The sequence below is a fragment of the Algibacter mikhailovii genome (assembly GCF_014651495.1).
GTDB classification, from domain to species: domain Bacteria; phylum Bacteroidota; class Bacteroidia; order Flavobacteriales; family Flavobacteriaceae; genus Algibacter_E; species Algibacter_E mikhailovii.
In genome coordinates this window covers 353,879-372,630 of record NZ_BMWZ01000005.1, presented here as the reverse complement: position 1 = coordinate 372,630, position 18,752 = coordinate 353,879, and the positions used below count along the sequence as shown (strand labels likewise).

Here is an 18,752-nt window from a genome sequence, read left to right as displayed (position 1 = left end):
ATTAAAAAATTAAAGTTAATATAAGGGTTAATTAAATACTACTTTAAGACTTAGGACGGGTGTTGATTATGCTATTAATACGATATTGAGAGATACTATTCGTGAAATATACAAAAATTAAAATGATTCACTTTACATTCAAACGATCGCGATTTTTCTTAGTCATACCTTGAACAACCATATCATAAGAATGATCGATAAGGGTTTTAATGAAATCTGAAGTCAATTCACCTTCGTGAATATAAAGCGTATTCCAATGTTTTTTACTCATATGAAATCCAGGACGAATACTATTATAGTCTGCTCGAAGAAGTTCTGAATATTCGGGATTTGCTTTTAAATTAATGGCTGCCTCACCCTGTTCCCACTTTTTTAATGAAATTAGCGCGAACATTTTACCTAACACTTTAAAAACCAATGTGTCCTGGTCAAAAGGAAATCCCTCAGTAGTCTCCTTTTTACCTAAGCAATACGTTCTAATTTGTTCAATATCCATTATTGTATTTCGGCCATTTTACTTTCTTCTATTTTAAGATCTGAGTAATCTAATTTCCAACCAATGGTTTCTACAATAGTCTCTATGAGTAACACAGCTTCTAAGGCTTCTTTTTGTGCGGCCTGAATAAGACCACTCTCAGGTATTTTGTCTTTGATGTGCAATTTGGCTTCTTTTTGCAAACCGGTTAAATCAGAAGCGTCAAACTTATTAAACAAGCCATCTGATTTATCGTAATAATTCAAATTCGTTTCAATAGATAAGACCTCTGGTTGTGGGAATTTCTCGAGAATAATTTTCTTTTTACTGTTATTGGCGCGGAGTACTATTTTAGACAAATCAAACCCAACGTGAGCTTTAGCATTAATAACCACTAAGGCTTTCTTTCTGCTAGACACCATTTTCAATAAGCGCTGCTTGACATCTTGGTAATGGTAAATTTCAGCAAAATCACCCTCCACAGTGATTAATCTACAAACGGTTTTTATTTTATCCAATAATATGGTTGATTGTGAGTCAACCAATTGTTTTTGCTTTAAGGTTTGATAATAAGCAAACAAGCCCCAGCCACAAACAATACCTATTAAAATTCCTAAAATTGCATCCATTTAGTCTATAATTTTATATAATATGGGCTTACTTGGTGCTGCATCATTCTCAAAAGGTGCTATTTGTAAATTTAAAAAGTATCTACCATCTTCCACCTTATTAGACACGTAAATAAACTCGGTTATGGTCGCATCCATTCGCAACTTACCTTTAGTATTCCAAAAAGCATGATGCGCTAAAAGCTGACAATCATCCTTTTCTTTATCAACACTGGGTAAATCTATTAACAAATGTTTCACCCCCTTTTCCCTCAAATAAATAGCTGCCTCTTCCATTAAATATGTTGGATTGGTATTAGAATATTGTCTAGAAATTTTATCTCTAGTATTGGGCATCGTTCTAATAATTACGGCGTCACGCTTTTTATTACCCAAAGCAAACTGTATTTGTTTTTTAGAAATAACCAAATCGTCATCAAAACGTTCTGGAGCCACGGTGATAACTTCTGCCAAAAAGAAAAATTGCTTTAAATTTTCATTTATAGAGTATACCTCCTCCGTAATATGACCCACACACTCTGTATGTGTACCATGGGCATGTGGATTAAAAGAGATATTATTAAAATTAATACAAGCGCCTTCTTTAACACTTGCGATCCACTCGCCATCTCTAGCAGGTTCTATCTTTGGTTCATCTACATACCATGCATTTACATTGCTCTTTGATGCCCTAAGCGGCATAGAAATATCAATAGGTTCATTTAAATTAATTTGAAGTTTTCTGGAATTATATTGAATAGCTGCGATCATACTCAAATATAATCAAATCATAAACAATTCTGAAGCAATTCCATCAACTAAAAATTTTCCTTTTGTTGTCGTTTTTAAAATACTAGCAGGATGCGGCTCTTGCTCATGGACTAAGATAAGTAGCTCCTGTTTTATAAACTTTTCTGAAACTATTTTTAAATGTTCGAGAAAGTCTAGACCAAAATTAGTTTCAATTTTATTAAAGGACACACCCCATATGGTGCGTAAACCAGTCATTAAGTATTCATTAAACTGATCCTGTTTAGAGAGTTTTTCGGCAGTACGTGGTAATATCCCGCCTTGAATAGCCTGAATATATTTGTTATTATTAGCCACATTCCAACTGCGTGTATCTCCAAAAAATGAATGGGCTGAAGGTCCTATTCCAAGATAAGACTTCCCTTGCCAGTAGCTGGTATTATGTTTTGAAAAATAATGTGGTTTTCCAAAATTTGAAATTTCATAATGCACTAGTCCATACCTTTCTGTTTTTTTTACAAGAGCATTAAAATGCTGTAATGCCAGGTCTTCATCTAATGGCGGATAGATTCCCTTTTTAATAAATGCATCTAAAGCTGTTTTAGGTTCCACAGTGAGTGCATAACTTGAAATATGATTGACCCCAAAACGTAGTGCCATATCTAAATTTTTATTCCATTTCTCTAAACTCATCTCTGGAACGCCATAAATAAGATCAATAGTAATATTATCAAAATACTTGGATGCATATTCCAAGCACAACTTTGATTCCTCAGCATTATGTGCCCTATTCATACTTTTTAAATCATCATCAAAAAAAGACTGAATGCCAATACTTAATCTATTAATTGGGCTTTTAGAGAATTCGATAATACGATCTTTAGTTAAATCATCAGGATTAGCCTCTAAAGTAATTTCTGGATGTTCACTGACCGCATAGAACTTATGTACGGTTTCAAGAAGTAATTGTAATTCTTCAATTGTTAACAATGAAGGGGTACCTCCACCAAAATAAATGGTTTCAATAGTTTGATTGGCTAATTCTACACTTCTAATTTCCAATTCCTTAACCAAACAAGCCATGAGTTCATCCTTTTTTTTTAAGGACGTTGAAAAATGAAAATCGCAATAAAAACATGCTTGTTTACAAAATGGAATATGGATATAGATACCTGCCATTAATACATAAGACTAACCAATTTTTTTAGGATTCTGCTTTACAAAAGCATCCCATCCCGAATAACTTTTACCCACATTAACACGTCCAGAATTATAAAAATGACATACAGCTGCCGCCAAACCATCAGTGGCATCTAAATTCTTTGGAAGTGTTTTAAGACCTAGTAAACTTTGTAGCATTTTAGCCACCTGTTCTTTACTGGCATTACCATTACCCGTAATAGCCATTTTTATCTTTTTTGGTAAATATTCGGTTATTGGAACCTCTCTACTTAAACCAGCAGCCATAGCCACCCCTTGAGCTCTTCCCAATTTCAGCATACTTTGTACATTCTTACCAAAAAAAGGTGCTTCAATAGCAATTTCATCAGGATTATAGCTATCTATAAGCTCAATGGTACGTTCAAAAATAAGTTTTAGCTTTATGTAATGGTCGCTATACTTCTTTAAGTCTAGCTCGTTAAGCTGCAAAAAAACCATCTTTTTACCCACTACCTTTATGAGTCCGAATCCCATTATGGTTGTACCAGGGTCAATTCCTAAAATAATTCTTTCCTGCATTAATCTCTACAATAATAACAACCACTTAAGGAAATAGATGCCCCAATAGTTACTGTTAATAAATTCCCATTAAAAGCGCCAAAACCTTTAAAAACGGGATCAAAATCTTTTCCAAATCCAAAAATATAAGACGTATCTAAATATATTGATAGAATATCTGAAATACCGTAATGCACTTCTAAACCCGTCATAGCATTTAAATAGGAGGTATTATTCTCTCCGAAATTACCCAAAGGTTTTATTAGAGTTATTCCTGGGCCAGCATGAACAAAAGGTACCACTCTATTTGAAAACCAAACTATCCGAGATAGGTCATAGACCAATTGGCCATTTATACGCGTATAATTTGTTTTAAATTCAGGCGAATCATTCGCATTTGAAAATCGATTAAAACCAAAATCGAGCTTCCCGCCCAGTCCTTTTGCTCCTAAATATTGAACCCCTAAGTTTATTGATGGAAAATTTATAGCCTTTGACTTATAGTCGGCCACAAAACCATTAGCAGCAGGGCTATTAATACCTAGAGCAAATTGCGCTTTTATTGTACTTGTATCCCCTTGAGACAGGCCCAAAAAAAAGCAAAAACTTAATACAATTGAACATATTAATGTTCTGCTTTTTCCTATATTTTTTAATATCATTAATTAATATTAGTTTAATTTGCACCAATGACCGCGCTTATCAAATCATACAAAACTAATCAATTATTTTTTATACTTATTAAGCTAAGTATTGTCATCGCATCATTTGCATTCATATACTTTAAAATAGCTGGTCTAGAAGAAATCACATACACTGATTTCTTCAATATTATATCTAGCAAAAACATTCTATCAATTCAAAACACCCTAGTGCTGTTAGTACTTACTTGTCTTAATTGGTTACTGGAAACATTAAAATGGCAATCCCTTGTTCATCCCATAAAAAAGATTGATTTTAAAGCCGCTTTAGCACAAAGTCTTGGGTCGTTAACAGCTTCATTATTCACACCTAATAGAATTGGAGAATACGGTGCGAAAGCACTTTATTTTCAACCGAATTTAAGAAAATCTATTTTGCTTATTAATTTTTTAAGCAACTTACTACAATTGTCTATTACCATCTGTTTAGGCGGTGTTGGTCTAAGCTACCTCTGGTTAAACTACAATCAATTAGCCCTTGATTATAATAATCTTTTAGTATACACGCTTTTTAGTGTCGTGATTCTAATCACCCTACTTGTCATACTTAATTACAGTAAATACACCATAGCCGGTCTTTCCATTCCTAAATTAAAACAGCGTATTTCAAGCTATCCCAAAATACTATTAACTAAAGGCTTACTCTATTCTTTTTCTAGATACCTTATTTTCTCCTTCCAATTTTATTTTTTGCTCCAATTATTCCAAGTGAATATCAACTATTTTGATGCCATGTCTGTTATAATGTCCATGTATCTTATAGTCTCGGTGCTACCATCAATATTTATTTTTGATGTTGTTATTAAAGGGAGTGTTTCCGTGTATTTATTCTCTTTCCTAGATGTTAATGAACTAAGCGTTTTATGCATCACAACCTTGATGTGGCTCTTAAATTTTGTTTTCCCCAGTCTCATAGGTAGTTATTTTGTCCTGAATTTTAAACCAGTTAAAAGCGCAGCATTGTAATGATGATATTTGGTATTTGCATCACCCTACTCTATTTAATTACAATAGGATTTTTTGTTTACGGTTTCGATAAAATAAAATTATTCCATCTAAATGACCTCCCGTCTAAAACGAAATTTTCAATTGTGATTCCTTTTAGAAATGAAGCAGAGCACTTACCCAAGTTATTGCAATCTTTACAAGCACTTGAGTATCCCAATCACTTATTTGAAGTCATTCTTCTTGATGATGCCTCTGAGGATCATTCTGTAGAAATCATTAACAATTTCATGGTGGATACTAATTTAACCTTCAAAATATTACCCAATACAAGACAAACAGGATCACCAAAAAAAGACGCCATAAGCTTAGGCATAAAAAACTCTAACTACGATTGGATTATCACAACAGATGCTGATTGCGTCCTTCCTAAATACTGGCTTAATAGTTATGATGAATTCATTCAACAAAGGGACGCCTCTTGCATAGCAGCGCCTGTTTCTTATATTCAAGAAGGGACCTTTTTAAAGCAGTTTCAATTACTAAATCATCTCAGTTTACAAGGTGCTACCATTGGCGGTTTCGGAATTAACAAACCATTTATGAGCAATGGCGCTAATTTCGCCTACCGCAAAGCATTGTTCAATGAACTTAAGGGATTTAAAGGCAACACTAATAGAGCTAGTGGTGACGATATTTTTCTTCTTGAAAAAATGGTTAAAGCCAATAATAAACAGGTGCAATACCTGAAATGTAACCACGCTATTGTATCTACTACAGGACAACCTACTTGGGGGAGATTAGTTGCACAACATGTAAGATGGGCGTCAAAAACAAAGGCTTACAATTCATTTGGCAAAGCCATGGGTAGCATTGTTTTTTTTATGAACACCTATATAACTTTAGCCTTTCTGCTTTTATTAACCACTAGTATTGACTTGAAAATTTTTGCCTATATTTTATTTATTAAGTTTAATATCGATTTCTTAATTATCTTTAAATCTGCTCGTTTTTTCAACCAACAAAGGGTACTAAAAACCTATCCGTTAGGCTTTTTAATTTACCCATTTTTCAGCGCCTACATAGCCTTAAAATCTCTATTTTTTGGATACGCTTGGAAAGGAAGAACTTTTAAAAACTAGGCTACCTTACATTTATAATAATAGGCAAATTAAACTCTGTAATAACTTGTTGCCCTCTTTTAATTGCTGGATAAACCTTTGGTAATGTATCTAAACTTTGATTAATTAACCTCTTAATATTTGGAATTTCTCGTTCAGTAATAGAATCGAGATCCACTTGGAGCACAGTCAATTTACCCAATCTATCAACCCGAAAGCTTAAGAGTATGGTATCATTAATATCTTGTGTCACTACAAGGTCCTCTTTTGTTAAATAATCTGTAATACGACTCACTAAAGTGTTTTGAAAACACGCTTGTTGTTCCGTTTTTGAAGACAAATTATCACAGACTGAAAAACTAGGATACACATCAACATCATCCCAATTAAAGGTCTGTAACTCTTCGTTTAAAATAGCCTCTGAAGATGTTTTTTTTACATTCAAATTATCGCATGATGAAAGCACAAAAAAAGAGACAATAATAAAAAATGATTTCATGGTATGGTTAAAAACTGAAAAATACAATTTTATTTCAAAAATTAATCTGTATTCTATAGCAAATTAACGCAGTACAAGAACTTACCAGATCTATTTAACAAAAAAGACACATCATCTCAAAACGACTATTTATTAGAAGTCTATGGCATGTTAAACCATCCATGCTATTAATAATTCATTAAGCATCAAAGAAATCCTGACATTAAAAAAAGAAACCCTGCAGGTCTCTCACTTCTGCAGGGTATTATAATTTGCTATTATCGACAAAAATAATTGAGGAATTAATTAGTTTTTGAAGAATGAATATTCAAATATAAGTAATCTCTTTCTTTTTAAGCTGCGGGAAAACCACAGTAGACTTGCGGTTAAGTAGTAGTTTTAAACTATAGCGCATCTTTCAAGACCAAAAAAAATCGTATATTTTTTAAAAAAAATGTTCACAAATCCAAATTTGCTACAATCGATTACACAAAACCAGTCTTTCTGGCTTCTCGAAGCAACGTTTCATCTTGTCCATCATTAACTTCAAAAATTTCCCTAAGTTGCTTTTTTCGCTTTTCAACAGCACTTAATGAGATATCTAAATGTGGTGCTAAATTCTTTGTTTTTACGCCCTGAGATAACAAATAAAGTATCTTCCGGTTTTTATCATCAATCACAATATCATTAGTAATTGATTTCCTGATAAAACTGTTTACGGTCCCGCTATAAAACGGCGGATTATTAAGTACCGCCTGAAATGCACTAGCCAGTTCACTTGAAGTCAAATCACTTTTAATCAAAAAGCCCTCAGGATCAATAGTCTTAATAATATTATGAATTCTAAATGACTCATTAAACATTGTTAAAATAATTACTTTGGCATTGGGCAAAATCTTTCTGGCGTACTCGGCCAAATCTTCCCCAGAAGTCATTGAACCGTCTGATGAGGGTGGTAGGCTAATATCTACAAACAAAATATCATAAGGCAGATCCAATTCAACTGATTTATCCATGCTTCGTACGGCCTCATCACAATTATTGGCGATATCGATTATCAATTCTTGATTATCCTTTTTTGTAAACAGCAGTGTGTTTTGATAACCTTCTATAATCATAGGATGATCATCAATCATTAATATCTTTATTTTCTCGGTCATAAATTTGGGTTTATGTTATTGGGACTTCTATTATAACTGTAGTTCCTGTATTAATTTCAGATTTTATGTCTATGTTACCTGCTATCTCCTTAATTCTTGAATTCATATTTTTCAATCCAATTCCTGATTTTGCTTTAGTTACATCAAAGCCAGAACCATCATCTTTAAGCGTGAAGCAAATTACATTTTTTTTCAATTTAAAACTAATACTTACGTGCGAAGCATTGGCGTGTTTATAAATATTATGCAAGGACTCTTGAACGATTCTATAAATATGAATTTTTTTCTTGTTATCTAACTCATCCCAAATTATGGCCTCATCATGTTTCAAGTCATATTTAAGTCCGTAAGCAAGGGTTTGTGTTTCTATTAAGGTTTTGATAATATCAATAAACCCAGAGCCTGAGACAAAATCTGTATTAAGCTCATGAGATACTTTTCTAATATCTTCCTCAATGGTTTTTAGCCCATCAATATATTCACTTCTCGTTTTAACAGCCTCAATACTATTGTTCATATTAAGACTATCTAAGCTCAATCGAGTTCCAAATAAACGCCCTAGAACACCATCGTGCAGTTCTTGAGAAATTCGCTTTTTCTCATTAGTTCGAGCCTCTTCAATAACTTCATTTTGAGTAAGCATTAGGTTGTAAATCTCTTCATTTGCTTCTTGCTGCTTTTGAACCAATTGCAACTCCCTATTCCTATTGCGCTGCGTAATAAAAAGATATAATAAAAAGGAAGCAATAACCACAACAACTGAAATTATTAAAAGCCATAAACGTTCTTTAGCAATTTGGATATTTTCTTTTTCTATTTGATCGGTTTCATATTGAATTCTCGCGAATTTATTACGCAGCGTTCTTTCGTTTTTTATAATACTATCATTAAGAGTAATATAGGCATCATAATGTTTTACAGCGATACTATCCTCCTCAATTTTCGAAAGAAGCAATAAGGATTCCAATAGTTCGTCATCAAAAGAATCTTCGGCTCTAGTTTTAGCCTTATGTGCATAAAATTTTGCTGAATCCTTAATATTTTCACTTTGGTAATACTCTGACAAGCGCCGATAAATTATAATAGATCGATAGGTATTACCAATACTGTCACATATTTTTATGGCATCTAAATACAACTTAGGAAGTTGTTCCGTTTGCCCCATTAAATATAGTGTATATCCATAATTACCCAATACTGCAACATAAAAACCAGGATTTTCATTAACCAAATTTTCATAGGCTAAAATTTCAGTATAATATTTTAGAGCAATATCATAACGTTTGGAATTTCTATATACAATGGCCAAATTACTTTTTTGTCTGGCAACGGGTATACTGCCACTACCATACAAATCTTTATGTATGTCTATAGCTTTGTTATTGTAGACAATAGCTTCTTCGTATTGCTCTAATGCACCAAAAACTGAAGCCAAATTACTATAAAAATAAGATTTATACTTAATAACCTCCCGAGTTTCCTCTAAGTCATCCAATAAGGAAAGGCCATTAATAGTTGTTAGCTCACTTCCTGTATAATCTTTGCCATTATACTGGAGCAATGCAATATCTAACAATACCACTGCTCTATTAAATTTATCCTTTAAAATATGAAATAGCTTCTCTGCCTTAGAATTATAGTAATAGGCACTATCTACTAGTTTATCGTAATAAAAATATCCTAATTTTTTATTTACAACAGCCAATGAAGTAGAATCATGAATTTTTTTTGCAAGTTTCAAAGACTTATGACTGTGCTTTAAAAACAGGGGATTTTCCCCTTTAATGAAATAGGCGGATAACAGGTTTATTTCGCTTTGTAAAACCAAGGAGTCTATGGCGAGCTTCTCGGATAATGATTTTGCTCGTAACGAAAATTTTACGCTAGATTCTAAATTCTTTGATGTGATTTTCTCTGAATGACGTAAATAATATTGAATACTATCTAAATCAGATTTAAGATCCTCTTGAGAACAAAGAAAAGTACTATAAAAAACAAATAAAATGAAAAATTTAAGATTCAAGGCCACAAAACAATTAGTCACCCAAATGTATCCATTTTTTTTGAATGTATATAACACATAAAGTCCTTATCTTTTGATAAGGCTTTATGATATTTATGTTTGATTATACTATCTGAACGCTTCTATTTCCCCAGTAGCTTCAATTTCTGGTGCGTTTAACACATCATCCTCTGATAAATCTTGTTTAGTACATGATGTTAATGATGAAATAAGTACTACTAAAACTAAGGTAATTTTTAAGGCTTTCATATTTGGTCAATTTTAAGATTATACATTTTAAACAAGACCTAATGGTCTAAATACTCAGACTAAACAGATTTTAAAAAACAAAATCTATAACACCTAATAAAATGGATAATTAACTTAAAATCGAATGCAAATTATGCCGTCCGAAGACACATCGATTTCATTTTGAGGAATTTTTTGACTTGTAAAAAGCCGATAAAAGGATTAATTAATATGAAATGAACTTAGGGAAATGGTTGGTCGCTCATTTATACAACGAAATAACCCAAATATTCAAGGGAACCGAAAAATTATCGATTAAATGCTTTATTTTACCGATGAAATACATCGACGAACGGTATGAATAATCAGTTCTATAGCGTAGACTTGTTCTTTACAAGGCTTGTTTTTACTATTTTAGTCTTCATACGCTCATTAGCTGCCGCGTTTTCAATTCTATGAATGAGTAACTCAGCGGCATTAGTGCCAATAGACTTGGCATGTTGTCTAATAGTGGTAAGTTTAGGGAAGGTGTGATTAGAATCTGATTTACTGGCAAAAGCGATTACGGAAATATCTTTCGGAACATTTAATCCTAAATCAACTGCCATATTTAGAGCAATGATTCCTGAAGAACTGTCTGCTCCAACAATTGCATCAATGCCTTTATTTTTTTTAAAAAATGACTTTATCTTTTTTTGAGGATCATCCTTCTTTTTAATCTTCAAAACTATAGGCTCTTGTTTTCCTTCTTCCAATATCGCTTTATTATAGCCACGCTCTCGGAGCTTACCAACGCTTATATCATTAATATTACTAATAAAGCCAATATTTTTTCTTTTCTCTCGAATAAGGCTTTTAGTCGCATTATAGGTGGCATCAAAATCATCAACTATAACTTTGTCACACATAACATCATGCGCCACTCTATCAAACATTACAATAGGCAAACCATTACTAATGGTACGTTTAAAGTGATCTATTTCATTATTAACCTGAGACTCTTGTGCCACGGACAAAATAAACCCGTCTACGCTACCGCTTCCTAATAATTGTAAACTTTCCTTTTCTTTATCTAAAGACTCATTAGAAATACATGTAATGATATTATACCCATGCTTATTCGCTTCGCGCTCAATACCAAAAAGTACTTTGGCTAAAAAACGACTTAAAATATTCGGAATAATAACACCAATGGTCTTTGTTTTGTTTTGTTTTAAACTTAGAGCCATCTTATTTGGTCGGTAATTATACAAGTTGGCAAGTTCTTTAACCCGTTTTACTGTTTCTTCACCAATTTCATCACTATTATTCAATGCTTTAGAAACTGTTGAAATTGATACGTTCAATTCTTTTGCCAATTGTTTTAATGTAACCATATATATGCGCTGCGTTATAAGACATGCAATTTACAAAATAACTGCTACCAACTCGAAAATATTTACATCATGCCGTAATATCGTATTAAACCATTTGCGATTGGTATAGTCCTATCCTACTTATTAGGTAAATGAAATTATTCCATACATTTGCATGCCTAAAATAAAGGCAGTTAAAATCGAAATAAACAGAATGAAACAAACCTCCATATTACTCATTATTTTCACTTTATTTACGTCTTCTATTTTTGGTCAGATTACAGGGAGGATAGTAGAATCTCCAACAGAAGCACCTTTAGAATACGCCACGGCAGCACTCTATTCCACGTCTGACCAATCACTAGTCACTGGAGTCATTACGCTTGAAGATGGTAGCTTTAGCATTGATAATATTGGCAAAGGCAACTATTACTTAGAGGCTTCTTTTATGGGGTATGAAACCAAAACAATACAATCCATAACGGTAATCAAGAGAAGCATTCCCGTATCTGTGGGTACTATTGCTTTGGCCATCAATAGTGATGAATTAGATGAAGTTCTTGTAAAAGCTAAAAAGTCTGCCGTCATTAATAAAATAGATCGTCAAGTCTATAGTGCTTCAACTTTTCAAAACACACAAGGCGGGTCTGCAACCGATATAGTAAGAAACCTACCATCGGTTACCATTAATAGCCAAGGTGAAATAAATGTACGGGGGGATCAAGGTTTTGTGCTTTTGATTAACGGAAAACCTATTCAAGGTAGTCCGTCTGATTTTCTAAATCAAATACCTGCCAATGCCATAGAACGCGTTGAAATGATTACAGCGCCATCCGCTAAATATGATCCAGAAGGAAAATCTGGATTAATGAATATCATCACAAAAAAGGGAGCCCTTAATGGAAGTTTCGCCCAAATTAACGTGAATGCCGGTTTGCCTTCTATTGAAAATTATGATAACAAAGCCAATACACAACGCTATGGGATTGACGGCATATACAACATTAAAAAAGACAAATGGAACATATCACTAGGTGCCTCATACCAACGTAAAGATATAAGTGGAAGACGTGAAGGTTTTGTGTATACCATTGTGGATGGGGTTTATACTGAATTCCCTTCAGATGGCGAACGCAGCTTCGATGAAGAAAACTATTCCGGACGTTTCACCGTTGATTTCACTCCTAACAAAAACAACGATTTCTCCTTAGGATTTTACGCAGGAAAAAGAGATAAAGCTAGAACCGCAGATATTATCTATAACAATCAAGCTTACCCTGTTGGTGATGAAGACAATAAAATATTTGAACTCACCTATTTAAATGAAAACTTAAGAATAAGAAGAGGTGATTTTATTTTAGGTAGTTTAGATTATACGCACCTATTTAAAAACACGTCTACCTTATCAGGTTCAGTGCTGTATGAGTTTACGCAATTAGGAGGACCAACAACCAATCAAAATTTAAATTACCCCGACACAGAAAATCTTATTCAAGACGAATACAACACCAATGACAACCCGTTAAATGGATTTAGAACGCAAATAGATTACACTTTAAAGCCTTTTTCTTTTGGCACATTAGAAACAGGCTACCAATTTAGAACACTCAACAATAGAGGTGATTTTTATTACGGTAGGAGATATGATTATGATGATGATTTTGAACGCGTTGACATGTTTTCAAGTGATATTGACTTAAAAAGGAATATCCATTCTGGCTATGTTCAACTTACCGGAGCTAAAGATAAATGGGAGTACGCTGCTGGTTTACGCCTAGAGATTTTAGACAGAGAATTAATGCTTGCCGATAAAGCAGGCACTACTGAGGAAACCTTATATTACAACTACGAAAAGCTATTCCCCTCAGCACAACTGCAGTATAATATAAATGAGAGCACTGCCTTAAAAACATCATACAGCAAACGTGTAGATCGCCCGTCTGCTTTTAAACTGAATCCGTTTAGAGAACGTGAACACTCAGAAACCTTAGAACAAGGAGATAAAAACCTATTGCCAGAATTTACAGATTTAGTTGAGTTAGGCATCACAAAAAAACTAGGAAAAAGTAATTCACTATTTGCCACGGCTTATTTTAAGCATGTTGAGAATTTAGTAAATCGTGTAAACAAAGTCTATGACGGTCCACCTATAGACCCGCAGGATCCGCGTTTTGATAATGTGGTATTAGACAGAATTTACTCTAATGTAGGAACAGGACAATCGTTAGGTGTAGAATTTGGTGCAAACTTTAACCTTACAGAAAAATGGACTAATTTCCTTGGTGCAAACATTTACAACTTTAAAATAGATGGTGAGTACGATGGCAAAATTATAAAAGGTAACGCCACACAATACTCGTTTAACTTGAATAGCAGCTATGACTTTACAGACACAGCAACACTTCAATTTACATTTAACTATTTATCAGAACGTAAAACGGCTCAAGGAGAAGACTCTCGGTTCTACTCGCCTAATCTAAGTTTTAAAAAGAGCTTCCTGGAAAACCGGCTAGTAGCTACCTTACAATGGCAGAATATGGACATGGGATTATTAAATACCAATGAACAGCGTATTACAACATCAGAACCCAATTCATTCTTCACAACAACCAACTACGTCTATGAAGTAGACATGGTCATGCTAAATCTAAGTTACACCTTCAGAAACACTAAAAACAAGTCTAAATTTATTGATAGTGAATTTGGTAAAAAAGAGTTTTAATTACTAAAATTTTTAGGAACAATAACAACTAAAAAGGCACCTACAAAAGTAAGTGCCTTATTAGCTATTAATATTTCCAATTCTAAAAAAAGAATTTAGAATTGCATAAATACGTTAAAAAAAAAATAGTTATGTAACATTTGTTACATAACTATTTTTTCCTTTTGACAGAACTATAAAATCGAATAAAAACACTATACTTTTATAAAAATCTTTCTAATTGACATCCAGCGTGCTAACAACAAATAAAATAAAACAACACCCAAAGCATAGAGCAAAGAAGACAGTTTTAAACCTAAAAAACTATCTATAAAAAATGTTTGAAATATCCAGGAATGCAAATTATGCGTATCATCTATTTTTATAAGGTACATACATTTTGATATAAAACTTGATAAAAAGTAAACTGTAATTGCATTGACACCAACTGCCCGAGCTAGTTCACCAAACTGATACTGTTTTACATCTTTAAAATAATAAATAATAGCCAATATCAAAGTCCCCCAACCACTGGTAACAAGTACAAAACTACTACTCCACAGGGCCTTATTTATGGGAAAAACAGCGCTAAACAAATACCCACATACCAGTAATAACAAAGCTGTAATCAATAATACCTTTAGTGGTTTATCTCTATCTAAAAGTTTCCCAATAAGTACTCCAGAAATACAACTCACTATAGCAGGCAGCGTACTCACAATACCCTCTGGATCATAATCTGGTTGCCACATATGGTTACCAAGAATTTTTAAATCAATATAATTAGCCCAATTATTAGGTGCCCTATTAAATGTTGGCACCATGCCGTTAGGTAATGGCGCATAACCTAGAAATAGCCAATACCCAATTAATATAACTACCGAACTACCAAGTAACAATCTCCAATTACAATTAAGATATAATATCGCAGTCACAAAAAACACAATACCTATTCTTTGAAGTACCCCAGGCAATCGCGCCGAATCTAAATCCACTATAAACGGAATATAGGGTAAAAATAAATTAAGAAACAACCCCAAGCCAATCAGTTTCAAACTTCTTATGGTTATTTTCTTAAGTGTAGTGGCTGAATTCGTTTTATGCTTGTAAGCGAAATAAATAGAAATCCCAACAATAAATAAAAAGTAAGGAAATATCAAATCAGTAGGTGTTAAGCCATGCCATTCGGCGTGCAGCAACGGACTGTAAACATGGTTCCAGTCTCCAGGTGTATTGACCAAAATCATAGCCATAATGGTCACACCTCTTAAAATATCTACCGATTGAATTCGTTTTTTATCAGACATAATAATTATGCCTTTTTAAGTCCTACTTTATGGCCATAAAAAGCATAATAAAGAATTATGATATAACAGGGCAACAAAATCCAATACCCAAAAGACGCGGACTCTGCTGTAGCGGCAACCTCAGCAACACCCCCTGCTAATAATTCCTCCTTATGACCATCCACTATAGCCCCATATAGAGGAGGAATTATGGCTCCTCCTGAAATAGCCATAATTAACAAAGCTGAAGCCGTTTTAGTAAACTTTCCCAGTCCCTTTAGCGTTAGCGGCCAAATGGCAGGCCAAACTAATGCATTGGCAATCCCAAGTGCTGCAACAAATAACACTGATGTCAATCCGCTTGTAAACACAATACAAAACGATAATAGAATACCTAAACCAGCACTAGCTTTTAAAGCCATAGCCTGACTTATGTATTTAGGAATTAAAAAGACACCTAAAGCATAGGTCGCTACCATAGCCATAAGTGTGTATGATGTGAAAAATGAAGATTGTTCTATTGGAAGACCTAGCGAAATGCCATAAGATATGATAGTATCCCCAGCGATAACTTCAACTCCTACGTAAACAAATAAGGCTAAAACACCCAGCCATAAATGCGGGAATTGAAAAATACTTGACTTTGCTTTTTCTCCAGTTTCAGTAGCTTCAATTGGTTCCGCTTCAACATGAGGTAAAGGTGCTTTTCGAATTAGTAGTCCTAATAAAAATAAAACAGCTGCCATAGCTAAATACGGTGTCACAACACTATCAGCCATGGCATCTAATAAACTGGCTTTCTCAGCATCATCAACAACACTTAGTTTTTCTTTAATCTCTCCAATACCTGATAATAAAATGGCACTAAATATAATTGAACCCAAAGCCCCAGCAACTTTATTAGCAATTCCCATGATAGCAATACGCTTAGCGGCAGATTCCATAGGTCCTAAAATGGTAATATAAGGGTTTGAAGCTGTTTGCAATAAGGTCATACCAGCACCTTGAATAAAAATAGCGACCAAAAACATCCAATACGTTCTAGCTCCAGCTGCCGGTATAAACACCAAGGCCCCCAAAGCCATAATGATTAACCCAAGGGACATCCCCTTCTTATAACCAATTTTATTAATAATATAAGAGGCCGGCAATGCCATGACCACAAATGAAATATAAGAGGCTGAAGCTACTAAATAAGATTGTGCATCAGTCAATTCATTAATTGTTTTCATAAAAGGGATCAAAGCTCCATTGATCCAGGTTACAAAACCGAAAATGAAAAATAAACCAGCAATAATAAGTATGGGTACTAGCGTATTGTTTTTATTCTGAGATACATTTTCTTGATTATTAGACATAATTATTCCTTTAAAATTTTGATTAGTTTATTTACTTTCTTTTTCGTCATTGATATTAAAAATACGCTCTTTGGCTTGTTTCGTATAATTACGGCCAATTGGTATTTTTCTGTTCGCTATTTCCACGGTATTCCCCTCTAATGCTGCTATTTTATTTATTGAAATGGTATAAGATCTATGGATTCGCATAAAATTTGACTGCGGCAACTCTTCCGTGATAGCTGAAAGTGATTTATGGACTACATGATCTCCAATAGTTGTTATCACTTTTATATAATCCTTCAAACTTTCTATATAAAGTATGTCATTAAGATTAATCTTAATTAGCTTTTTATTCACCTTTAAAAATATATGAGGCTCTTGTTGTAAACTTGCATCTGTTGAAGCATTGCTCACATATACCTGCTGATATATTTTATTCATGGTTTTTAAGAATCGATTAAACGGTATAGGCTTTACCAAATAATCCAAAATATTAAGCTCAAAACTTTTAACCGCATATTCCCTATAGGCGGTGGTAATCACAATTAATGGTTTATAGCTCAAGTTTTCTATAAAAGTAAAACCTGTCATTTGTGGCATATTGATATCCAAAAAAATCACATCAATTTTTTCTTGTTCTAACACGCGATAGGCCTTTAATGGATTATTGAAAGTCTCGACAATGTCAACATGATCAAAATTTTTCAAATGATTTTCAATAACAGAAATAGCTAAAGGTTCATCATCAATAATTAAGCACTTAATTTTCATCGTATTGGAATTTTTAAGAACAGTTTGTATTTATCCTCCTCTATTTTAGATTCTAAAACAAAGTTATTTGAAAACATTAAGTTTAGACGGCGTTTAGCATTATCATTCCCAATACCACTTTTTGCATCTTGTAGGATAATAGGATTGAACGTATTTATTAGAACAAATTCCAAATACCCCGAATTCAAAACCTCAAAACTCATATTTATTTTCAATTTATCATTACCACGCATACCATGTTTAAAACAATTTTCAATAAATGAAAGCAACAATAACGGCGGCACATACACATCTTCAATATCTCCTGAAATATCAATATCCACCTCTACGCGATCATTAAATCTTAATCGTTCTATATCTATATAATTATTAATGTGATTTATTTCATTTAACAAATCCGTTCTGGAACCATCTATATCATAGAGCACATATTGCATCATTTCAGATAACTTAATAACTAATTTGGGTGCATTATCAGATTTCTGTAGCGTTAAGGCATATAAGTTATTTAGGGTATTAAAAAAGAAATGCGGTTGTATTTGGGTGCGCAAAAATTTAAGCTCTGTACTGAGTTGAAGCTTTGCCAAATTTTCATTTTTCTTTTTTTCAATAAACCATTCGGCAATAAACTTAATAGAGGTCACAAACGAAATCACATAAAGTTCCCCCAGAATAACCTGTACAATGTAGTTAAAATCAAAAACACTTGAAGGTACTACAGACTCAGGATAGGCTTGTTCGGTTACTAATATATAATTCAAACTCGTTCTAATCACATAAACCAAAACCAAAATTAAAAACATGATGGCTACGTACGTTTTGTATTTCTTCCGCAAGATGAACTTAGGAATCAAATAAAACACATTACCATAAACTATGATAATATGAATAGCGAATTCAACGACGTTAGACTTAAAAGAATACACATAGTTATCAAAATAGTTTCCCCAACGCAATACATTAAACGTAAAGTACAGCAACCAAAATATAATATGGTACTTGATTGGAATGGTTGACCCTATTTTTTTGTTATATGATAAAATGATTCTTAGTTTTTGACAGGTTTTACTAAAAAAACCTTATTAATATTC

At 33.3% G+C, this 18,752-nt stretch carries 18 protein-coding genes; 3 read left to right on the top strand and 15 right to left on the bottom strand.

The window, feature by feature from the left end; all coding sequences use genetic code 11:
- Nucleotides 1-127: 127 nt before the first annotated feature.
- From IE051_RS12725 to IE051_RS12700, 6 genes are read right to left on the bottom strand one after another with little or no spacing between them, the layout of a single operon-like run.
- Nucleotides 128-496 (bottom strand): MmcQ/YjbR family DNA-binding protein, encoded by a 369-nt coding sequence (locus IE051_RS12725; RefSeq protein WP_189361219.1) that lies wholly within the window; start codon nt 494-496, stop codon nt 128-130.
- Nucleotides 496-1,104, bottom strand: a complete 609-nt coding sequence (locus IE051_RS12720) for a DUF4230 domain-containing protein (RefSeq protein WP_189361217.1) — start codon at nt 1,102-1,104, stop codon at nt 496-498. The genes IE051_RS12725 and IE051_RS12720 overlap by 1 nt, the downstream gene beginning before the upstream one ends.
- Entirely contained in the window at nt 1,105-1,854 is a 750-nt protein-coding gene (locus IE051_RS12715) for a cyclase family protein (protein WP_189361215.1), read from the bottom strand.
- Nucleotides 1,855-1,866: 12 nt separating this feature from the next.
- The gene (gene hemW / locus IE051_RS12710) at nt 1,867-3,012 is read right to left on the bottom strand and encodes a radical SAM family heme chaperone HemW (protein WP_189361212.1); all 1,146 of its coding nucleotides are present in this window, start codon (nt 3,010-3,012) and stop codon (nt 1,867-1,869) included.
- Nucleotides 3,013-3,024: 12 nt separating this feature from the next.
- On the bottom strand, nt 3,025-3,573 hold the full coding sequence (ruvC, locus tag IE051_RS12705; protein ID WP_189361210.1) for a crossover junction endodeoxyribonuclease RuvC: 549 nt from the start codon (nt 3,571-3,573) through the stop codon (nt 3,025-3,027).
- Entirely contained in the window at nt 3,573-4,214 is a 642-nt protein-coding gene (locus IE051_RS12700) for a cell envelope biogenesis protein OmpA (protein ID WP_189361208.1), read from the bottom strand. The genes ruvC and IE051_RS12700 overlap by 1 nt, the downstream gene beginning before the upstream one ends.
- A 27-nt stretch (nt 4,215-4,241) precedes the next feature.
- Between IE051_RS12700 and IE051_RS12695 the strand changes: the two genes are divergently transcribed.
- Nucleotides 4,242-5,219 carry a lysylphosphatidylglycerol synthase domain-containing protein gene (locus IE051_RS12695; protein ID WP_189361207.1) on the top strand — a complete coding sequence of 326 codons (978 nt, stop codon included), beginning with the start codon at nt 4,242-4,244 and terminating at the stop codon, nt 5,217-5,219.
- A complete protein-coding gene (locus tag IE051_RS12690) occupies nt 5,219-6,340 on the top strand; it encodes a glycosyltransferase (protein ID WP_189361205.1) in 1,122 nt (373 codons plus the stop codon). The genes IE051_RS12695 and IE051_RS12690 overlap by 1 nt, the downstream gene beginning before the upstream one ends.
- A 1-nt stretch (nt 6,341) precedes the next feature.
- Here IE051_RS12690 and IE051_RS12685 read toward each other — a convergent pair whose 3' ends face one another.
- From IE051_RS12685 to IE051_RS12665, 5 genes are all read right to left on the bottom strand, one after another.
- Nucleotides 6,342-6,818 carry a hypothetical protein gene (locus IE051_RS12685; RefSeq protein ID WP_189361203.1) on the bottom strand — a complete coding sequence of 159 codons (477 nt, stop codon included), beginning with the start codon at nt 6,816-6,818 and terminating at the stop codon, nt 6,342-6,344.
- 464 nt (nt 6,819-7,282) lie between these two features.
- Entirely contained in the window at nt 7,283-7,957 is a 675-nt protein-coding gene (locus tag IE051_RS12680; RefSeq protein ID WP_189361201.1) for a response regulator, read from the bottom strand.
- Between the two features lie 10 nt (nt 7,958-7,967).
- A complete protein-coding gene (locus IE051_RS12675; protein WP_189361200.1) occupies nt 7,968-9,980 on the bottom strand; it encodes a tetratricopeptide repeat-containing sensor histidine kinase in 2,013 nt (670 codons plus the stop codon).
- 108 nt (nt 9,981-10,088) lie between these two features.
- Nucleotides 10,089-10,229, bottom strand: a complete 141-nt coding sequence (locus IE051_RS12670) for a hypothetical protein (protein ID WP_189361198.1) — start codon at nt 10,227-10,229, stop codon at nt 10,089-10,091.
- Between the two features lie 350 nt (nt 10,230-10,579).
- On the bottom strand, nt 10,580-11,584 hold the full coding sequence (locus tag IE051_RS12665) for a LacI family DNA-binding transcriptional regulator (RefSeq protein WP_189361196.1): 1,005 nt from the start codon (nt 11,582-11,584) through the stop codon (nt 10,580-10,582).
- A gap of 193 nt (nt 11,585-11,777) precedes the next feature.
- On the opposite strand from IE051_RS12665, the gene IE051_RS12660 reads away from it, so the two are divergent.
- Nucleotides 11,778-14,285, top strand: coding sequence for a TonB-dependent receptor (locus tag IE051_RS12660; protein WP_189361194.1), 2,508 nt, complete (start codon nt 11,778-11,780; stop codon nt 14,283-14,285).
- Between the two features lie 194 nt (nt 14,286-14,479).
- Here IE051_RS12660 and IE051_RS12655 read toward each other — a convergent pair whose 3' ends face one another.
- The 4 genes from IE051_RS12655 to IE051_RS12640 are packed head-to-tail and all read right to left on the bottom strand — an operon-like array spanning nt 14,480 to nt 18,464.
- Nucleotides 14,480-15,571, bottom strand: a complete 1,092-nt coding sequence (locus IE051_RS12655) for an acyltransferase family protein (protein WP_189361192.1) — start codon at nt 15,569-15,571, stop codon at nt 14,480-14,482.
- A gap of 5 nt (nt 15,572-15,576) precedes the next feature.
- The gene (locus tag IE051_RS12650) at nt 15,577-16,908 is read right to left on the bottom strand and encodes a sugar MFS transporter (RefSeq protein WP_189361190.1); all 1,332 of its coding nucleotides are present in this window, start codon (nt 16,906-16,908) and stop codon (nt 15,577-15,579) included.
- Between the two features lie 27 nt (nt 16,909-16,935).
- On the bottom strand, nt 16,936-17,661 hold the full coding sequence (locus IE051_RS12645) for a LytR/AlgR family response regulator transcription factor (protein WP_189361188.1): 726 nt from the start codon (nt 17,659-17,661) through the stop codon (nt 16,936-16,938).
- Entirely contained in the window at nt 17,658-18,464 is an 807-nt protein-coding gene (locus tag IE051_RS12640) for a sensor histidine kinase (protein WP_229796805.1), read from the bottom strand. Before IE051_RS12640 ends, IE051_RS12645 begins: the two co-directional genes overlap by 4 nt.
- Nucleotides 18,465-18,752 lie beyond the last annotated feature (288 nt).